At 46.4% G+C, this 15,494-nt stretch carries 11 protein-coding genes; all 11 read left to right on the forward strand.

What is annotated here, in order from left to right:
• The first annotated feature begins 123 nt into the window (after positions 1-123).
• The 11 genes from secE to fusA all read left to right on the forward strand — a co-directional run bounded on the left by secE (position 124) and on the right by fusA (position 15,358).
• Positions 124-504, forward strand: coding sequence for a preprotein translocase subunit SecE (gene secE, locus ACP7FG_RS12865; protein ID WP_054491338.1), 381 nt, complete (start codon positions 124-126; stop codon positions 502-504).
• 2 nt (positions 505-506) lie between these two features.
• Positions 507-1,046 carry a transcription termination/antitermination protein NusG gene (gene nusG / locus ACP7FG_RS12870; RefSeq protein ID WP_054491337.1) on the forward strand — a complete coding sequence of 180 codons (540 nt, stop codon included), beginning with the start codon at positions 507-509 and terminating at the stop codon, positions 1,044-1,046.
• 138 nt (positions 1,047-1,184) lie between these two features.
• Complete coding sequence (rplK, locus tag ACP7FG_RS12875) at positions 1,185-1,613, forward strand: 50S ribosomal protein L11 (RefSeq protein ID WP_011233603.1); 429 nt, start codon at positions 1,185-1,187, stop codon at positions 1,611-1,613.
• A gap of 3 nt (positions 1,614-1,616) precedes the next feature.
• Positions 1,617-2,312 carry a 50S ribosomal protein L1 gene (gene rplA / locus ACP7FG_RS12880; RefSeq protein WP_054491336.1) on the forward strand — a complete coding sequence of 232 codons (696 nt, stop codon included), beginning with the start codon at positions 1,617-1,619 and terminating at the stop codon, positions 2,310-2,312.
• A gap of 265 nt (positions 2,313-2,577) precedes the next feature.
• The gene (rplJ, locus tag ACP7FG_RS12885) at positions 2,578-3,096 is read left to right on the forward strand and encodes a 50S ribosomal protein L10 (protein WP_054491335.1); all 519 of its coding nucleotides are present in this window, start codon (positions 2,578-2,580) and stop codon (positions 3,094-3,096) included.
• A 54-nt stretch (positions 3,097-3,150) separates the two neighbouring features.
• On the forward strand, positions 3,151-3,525 hold the full coding sequence (gene rplL / locus ACP7FG_RS12890; RefSeq protein ID WP_054491334.1) for a 50S ribosomal protein L7/L12: 375 nt from the start codon (positions 3,151-3,153) through the stop codon (positions 3,523-3,525).
• Between the two features lie 218 nt (positions 3,526-3,743).
• Positions 3,744-7,772, forward strand: a complete 4,029-nt coding sequence (gene rpoB, locus ACP7FG_RS12895) for a DNA-directed RNA polymerase subunit beta (RefSeq protein ID WP_054491333.1) — start codon at positions 3,744-3,746, stop codon at positions 7,770-7,772.
• A gap of 72 nt (positions 7,773-7,844) precedes the next feature.
• The gene (gene rpoC / locus ACP7FG_RS12900) at positions 7,845-12,080 is read left to right on the forward strand and encodes a DNA-directed RNA polymerase subunit beta' (RefSeq protein ID WP_199495183.1); all 4,236 of its coding nucleotides are present in this window, start codon (positions 7,845-7,847) and stop codon (positions 12,078-12,080) included.
• 206 nt (positions 12,081-12,286) lie between these two features.
• A complete protein-coding gene (gene rpsL, locus ACP7FG_RS12905; protein ID WP_006956845.1) occupies positions 12,287-12,661 on the forward strand; it encodes a 30S ribosomal protein S12 in 375 nt (124 codons plus the stop codon).
• A gap of 74 nt (positions 12,662-12,735) precedes the next feature.
• Complete coding sequence (gene rpsG, locus ACP7FG_RS12910; RefSeq protein ID WP_054491331.1) at positions 12,736-13,206, forward strand: 30S ribosomal protein S7; 471 nt, start codon at positions 12,736-12,738, stop codon at positions 13,204-13,206.
• Positions 13,207-13,234: 28 nt separating this feature from the next.
• Complete coding sequence (fusA, locus tag ACP7FG_RS12915; protein ID WP_199495182.1) at positions 13,235-15,358, forward strand: elongation factor G; 2,124 nt, start codon at positions 13,235-13,237, stop codon at positions 15,356-15,358.
• Positions 15,359-15,494 lie beyond the last annotated feature (136 nt).

The following is a 15,494-nucleotide window of genomic DNA, read 5'->3' on the forward strand; positions in this document are numbered from 1 at the left end:
GGGGCGTAGTTCCAATTGGTAGAACAGCGGTCTCCAAAACCGACGGTTGGGGGTTCGAATCCCTCCGCCCCTGCCAGATTTTATTGATTCAAAGCGAAGACCGGTCGCAACTAGGATTAAAGAATGAGCGCAAATAACGAGACGCAGAGCAGTTCGTTGAACAGTTTGAAATGGATAATCGCAATCGCCCTTTTAGTTGTTGCTATTGGCGGTAATCACTATTACACAGAAGAAGTGTCGGTTTTATATCGCGCTATTGCTGTGGTTGTTTTAGTGGCCTTAGCAGGTTTCTTTGCGAGCACGACGACGAAAGGAAGAACCTTTCTGTCGTTTGCTAAAGAAAGCCGCACCGAAGTAAGAAAGGTTGTTTGGCCATCGCGTCAGGAAGCAACTCAGACCACGCTTATAGTTATTGTTGCCACTGTTATTGTTGCACTTATTCTTTGGGGCCTTGATGGCATCCTGGTTCGTGTGGTTGGCTTCTTAACCGGATTGGAGATTTAACCATGAGCGATAAGAAACGTTGGTACGTCGTACAAGCTTTTTCCGGTTATGAGGCACGTGTTGCCGAGTCTCTGAAAGAACATATCAAAATGCATGGTATGGAAGACAAGTTCGGCGAAATTCTTGTACCGAAAGAAGAAGTGGTTGAAATGCGCGGTGGCGTTCGTCGCAAAAGCGAGCGTAAATTCTTCCCAGGTTACGTTTTGGTCGAAATGGACATGGACGAAGATGCATGGCACTTAATTAAAAGCGTGCCCCGCGTACTTGGTTTTATCGGTGGCAGCAGTGACCGCCCAACCCCTATCTCCAAGAAAGAAGCTGACGCTATTCTGGATCGCTTACAAGATTCTGCAGACAAGCCTAAGCCTAAGACCTTGTTTGAGCCAGGCGAAGTGGTTCGCGTCAACGACGGACCTTTTGCTGACTTCAACGGTACGGTTGAAGAGGTTGATTACGAGAAAAGCCGTGTAACGGTTTCTGTTTCAATCTTTGGCCGCGCAACGCCAGTTGAGCTTGAGTTTGGTCAGATAGAGAAAGCTTGATCAAAAAAGCAGCAAGACAATGATTGATCTATGGCGCGAAGTCACTTATAATTCGCGTCCTTTTTTAACGGGAAGCCGTTAGAGTAACTTTCCTCTGAAAAGTTACGAGGCGTTAAACCCACAACAGAGGTAATTATCATGGCGAAGAAAGTATCGGCCATTATCAAATTACAGGTAGCTGCTGGTTCAGCTAACCCGTCACCGCCAGTTGGTCCTGCATTGGGTCAGCACGGTGTGAACATCATGGAATTCTGTAAAGCGTTCAACGCGCAAACCGATAGCCTTGAAAAAGGTGCTCCGGTTCCTGTTGAAATCACAGTATTCGAAGACCGTTCATTCACATTTATTACTAAAACACCTCCTGCGTCTTTCTTATTGAAGAAAGCGGCTGGTATCAAAAGTGGTTCAGGCGAGCCAAACACCAAGAAAGTTGGTACGGTAACTCGCGCGCAATTAGAAGAAATTGCTAAGACTAAAGAACCTGACTTGACTGCTGCCGATATGGACGCAGCTGTACGCACTATCGCCGGCTCTGCTCGTGCGATGGGCTTGAACGTGGAGGGCTAATCAATGGCTAAATTAACAAAACGCGCTCGTATGATCGCAGAGAAAGTTGAAGCCCGTGATTACGATGTGAATGAAGCTATCACTCTGTTAAAAGAGTTAGCAACAGCAAAATTCACTGAAAGTGTTGATGTCGCAGTAAACTTAGGCATCGATGCTCGTAAATCTGACCAAAACGTTCGTGGTGCTACTGTACTGCCAAACGGTACTGGTCGTGACGTTCGCGTCGCTGTATTCACTTCAGGTGACAATGCAGAGAAAGCGAAAGAAGCCGGTGCAGACATCGTTGGTATGGAAGACCTGGCAGAGCAAGTTAAGAAAGGCGAGATGAACTTCGACGTAGTCGTGGCTTCGCCTGACGCAATGCGTGTTGTCGGTCAATTAGGTCAAATCTTAGGTCCACGCGGCCTGATGCCTAACCCGAAAACAGGCACTGTAACACCTGACGTAGCAACAGCGGTTAAAAACGCTAAAGCAGGTCAGGTTCGCTATCGTAACGACAAAAACGGTATTGTTCACGCAACAATCGGCCGTGTAGATTTCGATAACGACAAATTGAAAGAAAACCTTGAAGCCTTGTTGGCCGCTCTTAAGAAAGCGAAGCCTTCATCAGCTAAAGGTGTTTACTTAAAACGCATCAGCTTGTCTACAACGATGGGCGCTGGTGTAAGCATTGACCAGGCAACTGTAGCAGCGGTTTAATTCGCTCAGTTCGGTTAATGTAATGGTTTATGGGTTGGAGCTGCCGCGGCGTTGCTAAGTCGCAACAAAGCAAGGCTCCCGTCCAAGACCGTAGGTGTACCGCGAGTATCCCGGAGTATTGGGTAGTGGCACTTAATTTCCTACGCAGATGGTGATATCCGACTCAGGCTCTCTGGGTAGAGAATCACCGTGACAACGCGGTGGGTTTATCCCACCTAATTGTAACGAGGGACTTCGGTCCCAAATTGAAAACGAGGTGATATCAGTGGCAATTGGTTTAGCCGGAAAGAAAGCCATCGTTAAGGAAGTTAACGAAGTTGCTTCAAATGCGCTAGCCGTCACCGTTGCTGAATATCGAGGCATCGAAGTAGCCGATATGACTGCGCTGCGCAAGAAAGCTCGTGAGCAGGGTATTTTCGTTAAAGTTGTACGAAATACACTAGCAAAACGCGCTTTTGAAGGCACACAGTTTGAAGACATGGGCGATGCACTTAAAGGACCTCTTGTTTATGGGTTTTCAATGGACGCACCGGGCACATCAGCTCGTTTGTTCAAAGACTTCTCAAAAGAAAACAAGAACTTGCAAGTGACAGCTCTGTCAATCGGTAATGGCATCATGGGTCCAGAAAAACTGGATGCAGTTGCTTCACTTCCGACTCGTGACGAAGCATTGGCTAAATTGCTCGCCACCTTCAAAGAACCTGTTAGCAAATTCGTTAAAACTGTTAACGAAGTACCTAGCAAGTTCGTTAGAACGTTGGCTGCAATTAAAGACGCTAAATAATACGTTGGTTTTTTTAACCATTTTTTGTAATTATCAACCCAGGAGTTTAGAGTAATGGCTCTGACTAAAGACGACATCTTAAACGCGATCGCTGAAATGCCAGTAATGGAACTGGTTGAATTGATCGAAGCAGCTGAAGAAAAATTCGGCGTTGACGCATCTGCAGCAGTAGCAGTAGCTGCTCCAGCAGCAGGCGGCGAAGCAGCAGCTGAAGAGAAAACTGAATTTGACGTAATGCTGAAAGCAGCTGGCGCTAACAAAGTTGCCGCTATCAAAGCTGTTCGCGGCGCAACTGGCCTTGGCTTGAAAGAAGCTAAAGCTATGGTTGAGTCTGCACCAGTAGCAGTCAAAGAAGGTGTAAGCAAAGACGAAGCTGAAGAGCTGAAAAAGCAGCTTGAAGAAGCTGGTGCGGAAGTTGAAGTTAAGTAATTTCACTTTTGTACGACATATGGCCTTTTAGGCCTTGGGCTGGTGGTTAATTAACCACCAGCCTTTTTGCGCTGTATCGCTTGTATCATTTTGCCCGACGTTGGATACAGATAAGCGAAAAAAGATAACAACGGGATCGACAGATAAAAGATTAATCTGTTTTTAACCATCGAACCACTCGTTGGTTAGGGTCATCAATCAGCTAGCTGAGGAACCCCATGGCGTACTCCTACTCTGAAAAAAAACGTATTCGTAAGGATTTCGGTAAACGACCTCAGGTCTTAGAAGTTCCTTATTTGCTGTCTATGCAGCTTGATTCATTTAAGAAATTTATTGAAGTCGATCCAGAAGCCAATAATGGTCTGGAAGCGGCTTTTCGTTCGGTTTTTCCTATTGCCAGTTATTCTGGTAATGCGGAACTGCAGTACGTCAGTTATCACATGGGTGAGCCGGCGTTTGACGTTGAAGAATGTCAAATCCGTGGCATTACCTACTCAGCACCATTGCGTGTGAAACTGCGTCTGGTGCTGTTTGATAAAGAAGCAGCTGCCGGTACAGTTAAAGACATTAAAGAACAAGAAGTGTACATGGGCGAAATTCCGTTAATGACAGAAAACGGAACTTTCGTTATCAATGGCACAGAGCGAGTTATCGTTTCTCAGCTCCACCGTTCACCTGGTGTGTTCTTTGATCACGATAAAGGTAAATCTCACTCGTCAGGTAAAGTCCTGTATAACGCGCGTGTTATTCCTTACCGTGGCTCTTGGTTGGATTTTGAATTTGATCCTAAAGACAACGTTTTTGTACGTATCGACCGTCGTCGTAAATTACCGGCGTCTATTATTCTTCGTGCATTGGAATACAGCACTGAAGAAATCCTCGATATGTTCTTCGACACTACTTACTTCGAGATCCTTAAAACTAAGGTGAAGATGCAGTTAGTGCCTGAGCGTCTGCGTGGCGAAACCGCCAAGTTTGACATTAAAGGCGCTGAAGGCGAAGTTTTGGTCGAAAAAGGCCGTCGTATCACCGCACGCCATATTCGCCAGCTTGAACAGCTGGGTATTAAAGAAATGGAAGTGCCGGCTGAATACATGGTTGGAAAAGTATTAGCGAAAGACTATGCCGACAAGAAAACCGGCGAAGTTGTTGGCCATGCTAACGATGTGCTGACTCTTGAGCTTATCGCTGAGCTTAGCGAAGCTGGTATTAAGAAAATTGAAACGCTGTTCGTCAATGATTTGGACCATGGTCCATACATGAGCGAAACCTTGCGTGTAGATTCAAGTAACAATCGCTTAGAAGCCTTAGTTGAAATCTACCGCATGATGCGCCCGGGCGAGCCACCAACGCGTGAAGCTGCAGAAACTCTGTTTGATAACTTGTTCTTCAGTGAAGAACGCTACGATTTATCAACAGTCGGTCGCATGAAGTTTAATCGTCGTTTAGGTCGTGATGACTTAAGTGGTGATAATACGTTATCCAGAGAAGACATCGTTGATGTCATGAAAAAGCTCATCGAAATCCGTAACGGTTTAGATGAAGTTGATGACATTGATCACCTGGGTAACCGCCGTATCCGTTCAGTCGGTGAAATGGCAGAAAACCAATTCCGTGTTGGTTTGGTACGTGTAGAACGTGCAGTAAAAGAACGCTTGTCGCTGGGTGATTTAGATAACACCATGCCACAGGATCTTATCAACGCGAAGCCAATTAGTGCCGCGGTTAAAGAGTTCTTTGGCTCAAGCCAGCTGTCGCAATTCATGGACCAAAACAACCCATTGTCAGAAGTGACGCACAAACGTCGTATCTCTGCGTTAGGTCCGGGTGGTTTGACTCGTGAACGTGCAGGCTTCGAAGTTCGTGACGTACACCCAACGCACTATGGTCGTTTGTGCCCAATCGAAACGCCGGAAGGACCGAACATCGGTCTGATTAACTCGCTGTCTACGTTCTCGCGTACCAACGAATATGGCTTTTTAGAAACGCCTTATCGTCGTATAGAGAATGGTGTTGTAACAGACGATGTTAATTACTTGTCGGCTATTGAAGAAGGCAACTATGTTATCGCTCAGGCGAACGTAGGGCTGAACGACAAAGGCGAATTGACAGAAGATTTAGTGCCATGCCGTCATAAAAACGAATTTACGCTGATGAGTAAAGAGCAGGTCCAGTACATGGATGTTGCCCCACAGCAGATCGTTTCTATTGCAGCAAGCATGATTCCGTTCCTGGAACACGATGATGCTAACCGAGCCTTGATGGGCTCGAACATGCAACGTCAGGCTGTACCGACTTTACGCGCTGATAAGCCGTTAGTTGGTACTGGTATCGAACGCACAATCGCAGTTGACTCCGGTGTTACCGTTGTTGCTAAGCGTGGTGGTGTGGTCGACTACGTAGATGCCAGTCGTATCGTTGTTAAGGTTAACGAAGAAGAGATGGTTCCGGGTGAAGCGGGCATCGACATTTATAACCTGACCAAATACACGCGTTCTAACCAGAACACTTGTATTAACCAGAAACCCACTGTGAATCCAGGCGAACCTGTGACTCGCGGTGACGTTTTAGCTGACGGTCCGTCAACTGACTTAGGTGAACTCGCACTGGGTCAGAACATGCGCGTGGCCTTCATGCCTTGGAATGGTTATAACTTCGAGGATTCGATTCTGATTTCTGAGCGCGTAGCGCAAGAAGATCGGATGACAACCATCCATATTCAAGAATTAAACTGTGTTGCTCGTGATACCAAATTGGGTGCTGAGGAAATTACCTCTGATATACCAAACGTTGGTGAATCTGCATTAGGCAAGCTGGATGAATCCGGTGTTGTTTATGTCGGTGCAGAAGTTAACGGCGGCGACATTCTGGTTGGTAAAGTAACGCCTAAAGGTGAAACTCAGTTAACGCCTGAAGAGAAGCTTTTGAGAGCAATCTTCGGTGAGAAAGCGTCTGATGTTAAAGACAGTTCACTGCGTGTTCCAAATGGTGTTAACGGTACTGTTATTGACGTGCAAGTATTCACTCGTGACGGCGTAGAAAAAGATAAGCGTGCGGTAGCGATTGAAGAAATGCAGCTGGCTAAGGTTAAGAAGGACCTGACAGAAGAATTTAAGATTCTTGAAGAAGGTATCTACAACCGTGCTCGTAACCTGTTGCTAAGTAATGGCTTTGATGAAGCCAAGCTGGCAAGTGTGGATCGTGCAAGCTGGTTAACTCAAGACTTAGGTAACGAAGACGCTCAGGCTCAACTTGAGCAAATTGCTGAGCAATATCAGCAAATTCGCGATGACTTCGACACTAAGTTTGAGACTAAACGTCGCAAGATCACTCAAGGCGATGATTTAGCGCCGGGTGTTCTGAAAATCGTTAAAGTTTACTTAGCAGTCCGTCGTAGCATTCAGCCTGGTGATAAACTGGCTGGCCGTCACGGTAACAAAGGTGTTATCTCAACTATCATCCCTGTGGAAGACATGCCGCACGATGATGAAGGTAACCCAGTAGATATCGTATTGAACCCGTTGGGTGTACCTTCGCGGATGAACATCGGTCAGATTCTGGAAACTCACTTAGGTATGGCTGCGCGCGGTATCGGTAGCAAGATTGATAAGATGCTGAAACAGCAGCGTGCTATCAAAGAATTGCGTGATTTCTTACAGCAAGTGTATGACTTAGGCGAATGTCGCCAGAAAGTCGACATTAGTGAGTTTTCTGATGATGAAGTCATGCGCTTAGCCGGTAACTTGAAAGCGGGTCTGCCTACTGCTACACCAGTATTTGATGGTGCAGTGGAAGAAGAAATTAAAGCGTTGTTGAAGCTGGCAGACTTACCTGAATCAGGTCAGATTCCGTTATTTGACGGTCGTACTGGTGATAAATTTGAACGTGACGTAACTGTTGGTTACATGTACATGCTCAAATTGAACCACTTGGTTGACGATAAGATGCACGCACGTTCAACTGGCTCGTACAGCTTGGTTACTCAACAACCACTGGGTGGTAAAGCTCAGTTCGGTGGTCAGCGCTTCGGTGAGATGGAAGTGTGGGCACTGGAAGCATATGGTGCGGCTTATACCTTGCAAGAAATGTTGACAGTTAAGTCGGACGACGTGAACGGTCGTACGAAGATGTACAAAAACATTGTCGACAACAACTTGCAGATGGAAGCGGGCATGCCGGAATCCTTCAACGTATTGTTGAAAGAAATCCGCTCGCTGGGCATCAATATCGAGCTAGAACAGAACTAAGACGCTGTTGCTGGAATAAATTGGGGGAGTGCTTGCGCTCCCCGTAGGTTGAACTCCGACAGGAGATAAATCGTGAAAGACTTGCTGAAGCTTTTAAAGCCGACGAATCAGGCAGAAGAGTTTGATGGTATTCGCATCGCTCTTTCGTCTCCAGATATGATCCGTAGTTGGTCATATGGTGAGGTGAAAAAACCTGAGACTATTAATTACCGTACCTTCAAACCTGAACGTGATGGTTTGTTCTGTGCTCGTATTTTTGGTCCGGTAAAAGACTATGAGTGCTTGTGTGGTAAATACAAGCGCCTGAAACACCGTGGTGTTATTTGTGAAAAGTGTGGCGTAGAAGTCACCTTGACCAAAGTACGCCGTGAGCGCATGGGTCACATTGAGCTGGCGAGCCCAGTTGCCCATATCTGGTTTCTTAAATCATTACCTTCGCGTATTGGTTTAATGCTGGATATGACGCTGCGTGACATCGAGCGTGTACTTTACTTTGAATCTTACGTTGTAACTGAAGGTGGCTTAACGTCTCTGGAGCAGGGTCAAATTCTGACAGAAGACGAATACTTAGACGCACTTGAAGAACACGGTGATGAATTTGACGCCAAAATGGGTGCAGAAGCTGTTCTGGATCTATTACGTGCTGTGGATATCGACGGCGATATTCAGAAGTTGCGCGAAGAGTTACCTGAGACTAATTCAGAAACTAAACGTAAGAAAATCAGCAAACGACTGAAGTTACTAGAGGCTTTCCAGGTATCAGGCAATAAGCCTGAGTGGATGATCTTAAAAGTACTTCCAATCCTGCCACCAGACTTGCGTCCGTTGGTACCTTTGGATGGTGGTCGTTTTGCGACATCGGATCTTAACGACTTATACCGTCGCGTTATTAACCGTAACAACCGTTTGAAGCGTTTATTAGACCTTGCTGCACCAGATATTATTGTGCGCAACGAAAAACGTATGCTTCAGGAAGCGGTTGATGCGTTGTTAGATAACGGTCGTCGTGGTCGTGCTATTACTGGTTCTAACAAGCGTCCTCTGAAATCTTTGGCAGACATGATCAAAGGTAAACAGGGTCGTTTCCGTCAGAACTTGCTGGGTAAACGTGTTGACTACTCAGGCCGTTCGGTTATTACCGTTGGTCCTAAGTTACGCCTGCACCAGTGTGGTTTACCTAAGAAGATGGCTCTGGAACTGTTCAAGCCGTTCATCTACGGTAAATTAGAGCGTCGTGGTTTAGCGACAACCATTAAAGCAGCGAAGAAAATGGTTGAGCGCGAAACGGCAGAAGTTTGGGACGTACTTGATGAAGTCATCAAAGAACACCCAGTACTGCTTAACCGTGCACCGACACTTCACCGTTTGGGTATCCAGGCGTTTGAACCGGTACTGATTGAAGGTAAAGCCATTCAGTTGCACCCATTGGTCTGTGCGGCTTATAACGCCGACTTTGACGGTGACCAAATGGCTGTGCACTTGCCGCTGACGCTAGAAGCGCAGTTAGAAGCACGTGCGTTGATGATGTCTACCAACAACGTACTGTCACCAGCAAGTGGCGATCCAATCATCGTTCCTTCGCAGGACGTTGTACTTGGTCTTTATTACATGACCAAAGAAAAAATCAACGGTAAAGGCGAAGGCATGATTTTCAAAGATCCGAACGAGGTTGAAAAAGCCTATCGTACGGGTCAAGTCGAGTTACACAGTCGCGTTAAAGTGCGTATCACCGATACCACCATTGATGAAGACGGTAACCGTACAACGAAAACAGAATTGCGCGATACCACCTGTGGCCGTGCCATTTTGTCACTGATTATGCCAGAAGGTCTGCCGTTTGAGCTGATCAACCAGGCTATGGGTAAAAAGCCAATTGGTCGTATGCTGAACCAGGCATACCGTGACCTTGGTTTGAAAGATACGGTTATTTTTGCTGACCAAATTATGTATACCGGTTTCCATTATGCAATGGTCTCAGGTGCATCTGTCGGTATTAATGACATGGTTATCCCTGAAGCGAAGAAAGAAATTGTTTCTGCAGCAGAAGATGAAGTTGCTGAAATTCAGGAACAGTTCGAGTCAGGGCTGGTAACTGCAGGTGAGAAATACAACAAAGTTATCGATATTTGGTCAACTGCTAACGAGAAAGTCTCGAAAGCAATGATGGATAACCTGTCGAAAGAAATCGTTAAAAATAAAGACGGTGAAGACGAAGAGCAAGCGTCATTCAACTCGGTCTTTATGATGGCGGATTCAGGCGCTCGTGGTAGCCCCGCACAGATTCGTCAGTTGGCTGGTATGCGTGGTTTGATGGCTAAGCCAGATGGCTCAATCATCGAGACGCCAATCGTGGCTAACTTCCGTGAAGGTTTGAACGTACTTCAGTACTTCATCTCTACGCACGGTGCGCGTAAAGGTTTGGCCGATACGGCACTGAAGACAGCGAACTCAGGTTACCTGACGCGTCGTCTGGTTGACGTATCGCAAGACGTTGTGATCATGGAAGAAGACTGTGGCACATACGAAGGTCTTTACATGAAACCGTTGATTGAAGGCGGAGACGTGGTAGAGCCATTGCGTGAACGTGTACTGGGTCGAGTACTTTGTGAGCCGGTAATGAAGCCTGGCAGCGAAGAAGAGTTGCTTCCAAGAAACACATTACTTGATGAGAAAATGTGTGACTTGTTAGAAGAGAACTCTATCGACGAAGTTAAAGTTCGTTCGGTTATCACCTGTGATACAGACTTTGGTGTTTGTTCGCACTGTTACGGTCGTGACCTGGCTCGTGGCCACATGGTTAACCAGGGTGAAGCGGTTGGTGTTATTGCAGCACAGTCAATCGGTGAGCCGGGTACACAGTTAACCATGCGTACCTTCCACATTGGTGGTGCGGCATCTCGTGCAACAGCTGAAAACAACATTCAGGTGAAAAACCCTGGCTCTATCAAGCTGCACAACGCCAAGTGGGTTGTAAACAGCGATAAAGCACACGTTATAACATCACGTTCAACTGAGCTAACGCTGATTGACGAGTATGGTCGTGAGCGTGAACGTTACAAAGTACCTTACGGTGCGGTTCTGAAGAAAGGTGAAGGCGACTCAGTAGACGGCGGCGAAACCGTTGCTAACTGGGACCCGCACACGCACCCAATCATCACCGAGGTAGAAGGTCGCATTAAGTTTGTTGATTTGATTGATGGCGTCACTATGACACGTCAAACGGATGAGCTGACTGGCCTTTCAAGCATCGTTGTACTGGAAACTGGTCAACGTACCAGTGCCGGTAAAGACATGCGTCCAATGGTTAAGTTGGTTGATGCTAAAGGCAACGACGTAAACATCGCAGGTACTGACATTCCGGCGCAATACTTCTTGCCGGGTAACGCTATAATCAACCTGGAAGATAATTCCGAGGTTAGAATTGGTGATACCTTAGCGCGTATTCCGCAGGAAGGTTCTAAGACTCGCGATATTACCGGTGGTCTGCCACGAGTTGCTGACTTGTTCGAAGCGCGTAAGCCAAAAGAACCAGCAATTCTTGCAGAGAAAACAGGTACAGTTTCCTTCGGTAAAGAAACCAAAGGTAAACGCCGTTTATTGATCACCCCAACAGACGGTGGCGATCAGCACGAAGAGATGATTCCGAAGTGGCGTCAGCTGAACGTGTTTGAAGGTGAGCAAGTGACTAAAGGTGAAGTTATCGCCGATGGTCCTGAAGCACCTCACGATATTCTCCGCCTACGTGGCGTTAGTGCTGTGGCTAACTATATCGTTAATGAAGTACAGGAAGTTTATCGCCTGCAAGGTGTAAAAATTAACGATAAGCACATTGAAACTATTGTTCGTCAAATGCTGCGTAAAGCTCTTATTTTACGTGCTGGCGATACTAACTTGCTGGAAGGCGAGATGGTTGAAATGTCAGAAGTGTTAGCCGCTAACGCAAAAGCGGAAGCGGATGGTAAGAAACCAGCAACGTTTGAACGTCAGTTGTTGGGTATTACCAAGGCATCGTTGTCGACTGAATCGTTTATTTCAGCGGCTTCGTTCCAGGAAACAACGCGTGTTCTTACCGAAGCAGCAGTTGGTGGTAAGAAAGACAGCTTACGTGGACTGAAAGAAAACGTAATTGTTGGTCGTCTGATTCCTGCGGGTACAGGTTACTCATATCACAAAGAGCGCATGCAGCGTCGACTGGATGAACTGAATGTTGATATCGAGCCAACCATGACTGCAGAGCAGGCAGAGCAACAACTTGCGGATGCCTTAAATGCTGGAAATAGTTCTGCAGGTGATGATTCTGCAGAATAATTAGCGAACGTTTTTAACGTTCGTGTACAGAAGCCGGTACTGTAAAAGTGCCGGCTTCTTTTGTATAGCCTTGACAGGCGAAAATATGACCATTAGAATTTCCGCTCCCGATTTTCGGGATCCGACTTTCAGTGGTCGGAAGAAAGCGATTTTTCACGCTCTATACACGTGGTAAAAAGCGACATCAACTAAACTAGGAGTAATGAATGGCAACAGTTAATCAGCTGGTGCGTAAAGGCCGTCAAAAGCCCGTTGTGAAAAGCAACGTTCCGGCTCTTGAAGCGTGCCCTCAAAAACGCGGTGTATGTACCCGTGTTTACACAACTACGCCAAAGAAACCGAACTCAGCAATGCGTAAAGTTTGCCGTGTTCGTTTAACGAACGGTTACGAAGTTTCTTCGTACATCGGTGGCGAAGGTCACAACTTACAAGAACACTCAGTCGTACTAATTCGTGGCGGTCGTGTAAAAGACTTGCCAGGTGTGCGTTATCACACAGTACGCGGAGCACTTGACTGCTCTGGTGTTAATGACCGTAAACAAGGTCGTTCTAAGTACGGCGCGAAGCGGCCTAAATCTTAACGGTTCTCCGTTAGTAAGGCCAAACTGTCGTATACGTTTTGGGTAATACCCTGAATTAATCGGAGAATATTGAGATGCCAAGAAGACGCGTCATAGGTCAACGTAAAATCCTTCCAGATCCTAAGTTCGGATCAGAATTGTTGGCCAAATTTATCAATGTCGTCATGGTTGACGGCAAGAAAGCAGTCGCTGAAAAAATTATTTACGGTGCATTGGACATCCTGGCAGACAAGTCAGGTAAAGATCATCTGGAAGTTTTTGATACAGCATTAGAAAACGTTCGCCCTACAGTCGAGGTTAAATCTCGTCGTGTTGGCGGTTCTACGTATCAGGTTCCGGTTGAAGTTCGTCCAGTTCGTCGTAACGCACTGGCTATGCGCTGGTTAGTTGATGCAGCGCGCACCCGTGGTGAAAAATCTATGTCGCAGCGTCTGGCAGCTGAAATGCTAGATGCATCGGAAAACAAAGGGTCAGCTGTGAAGAAACGTGAAGACGTTCACCGCATGGCAGAAGCAAACAAAGCGTTTGCTCACTATCGCTGGTAATTCACAGTTAACCTAGAAGGAGTTTATTGTGGCTCGTAAGACTTCCATTGAGCGCTATCGTAATATCGGTATCTGTGCTCACGTAGACGCCGGTAAAACAACCACAACTGAACGTGTGTTGTTTTATACAGGCTTGTCTCACAAAATTGGTGAGGTGCACGATGGTGCAGCCACCATGGACTGGATGGAGCAAGAACAAGAGCGTGGTATCACTATCACGTCGGCAGCTACCACCTGTTTCTGGCAGGGTATGGACAAGCAGTTCCCTGAGCATCGTGTAAACATCATCGATACTCCTGGACACGTTGACTTCACTATCGAAGTTGAACGTTCTCTGCGTGTTCTTGACGGTGCTGTTGTTGTACTTTGTGCATCATCTGGTGTCCAGCCTCAAACTGAAACAGTTTGGCGTCAGGCAAACAAATATGAAGTACCGCGTATGGTATTCGTCAACAAGATGGACCGTGCAGGCGCAGACTTCTTATCTGTTGTTCACCAAATGAAAACGCGTTTGGCGGCTCAGGCTGTTCCGATGCAGTTACCAGTAGGCGCAGAAGACAACTTCCGCGGCGTAGTGGACTTAGTTAAAATGAAGTTCATCAACTGGAGCGAAGAAGACATGGGTACTTCATTCACTTATGAAGATATCCCTGCCGAGATGGTTGATGACTGTGAAAAATATCACGCTGAGTTAGTAGAAGCTGCGGCTGAAGCTAACGAAGAGCTGATGAACAAATACCTGGAAGAAGGTGAGTTAACAGAAGCGGAAATCAAGCAAGGCTTGCGTATTCGTACTCTGGCTAACGACATCTGCTTGGTAGCTTGTGGTTCTGCGTTCAAAAACAAAGGTGTTCAGGCTGTGCTTGACGCTGTTATTGAATACTTGCCGTCACCAACTGAAGTTAAGCCTATTACTGGTATTTTGGATGACGAATCTGAAGGCGTACGTAAGTCGTCTGATGAAGAGCCATTCTCAGCTCTGGCATTTAAAATTGCGACTGACCCATTCGTTGGTACGTTAACGTTCGTTCGCGTTTACTCTGGTGTATTGAACCAGGGCGACGGTGTTGTTAACCCTGTTAAGAACAAGAAAGAACGTGTTGGCCGTATGGTGCAGATGCACTCAAACAGCCGTGAAGAGATCAAAGAAGTTCGCGCTGGTGACATCGCGGCACTAATTGGTCTTAAAGACGTTACTACTGGTGACACGCTGTGTGATCCAGCTCATAAAATCACACTTGAGCGTATGGAATTCCCTGAACCAGTTATCTCGGTTGCAGTAGAGCCGAAAACTAAAGCTGACCAAGAGAAAATGGGTATTGCTTTAGGTAAGTTGGCTGCAGAAGATCCATCGTTCCGTGTTAAAACCGATGAAGAATCTGGCCAGACAATTATCTCTGGTATGGGTGAGCTTCACCTGGACATCATCGTTGATCGTATGAAGCGTGAATTCAAGGTTGAATGTAACGTAGGTCAGCCTCAGGTTGCTTACCGTGAAGCGATTCGTAACTCGGTTGAAATCGAAGGCAAATTCGTACGTCAATCAGGTGGTCGTGGTCAGTTCGGTCACGTTTGGTTGAAACTTGAACCAATGACTATCGAAGAAGACGATAACGGCGATGATGTTACTTACAAATTCGTTAACGAAATTGTTGGTGGTGTTGTACCGAAAGAATACATCCCTGCAGTAGACAAGGGTATCCAAGAACAGATGCAGCAAGGCGTCTTGGCTGGCTATCCTGTACTGGGTGTTAAAGCGACGTTGTATGATGGTTCATACCACGATGTCGACTCTTCTGAAATGGCATTTAAAATTGCTGGTAGCATGGCCTTCAAAAAAGGTGCATTACAAGCTAACCCAGCTCTGTTAGAGCCAATGATGAAGGTTGAAGTTATCACTCCGGAAGAATCTATGGGTGATGTCGTTGGTGACTTAAACCGTCGTCGCGGTCTTATCGAAGGTATGGAAGAAGCTCCAGGTGGCTTGAAAGCAGTTAATGCTCAAGTACCACTGTCAGAAATGTTCGGTTATGCGACAGACTTGCGTTCACAGACGCAGGGTCGTGCATCGTACTCTATGGAGTTCCTGAAGTACGCTGAAGCACCAAACAACATTGCTGAAAAAGTAATGGCTGAGCGTAACGCTAAATAAGTAAGGTCTGGTCCGGTTCTTTCGAGGCCGGGCTTTTAACTTAAGTTTGAGGATATATCATGTCTAAAGAAAAATTTGAACGTTCGAAGCCGCACGTAAACGTCGGCACCATTGGTCACGTTGACCACGGTAAAAC

It is taken from the genome of Idiomarina sp. ST10R2A5, from assembly GCF_051842325.1.
GTDB lineage: Bacteria > Pseudomonadota > Gammaproteobacteria > Enterobacterales > Alteromonadaceae > Idiomarina > Idiomarina abyssalis.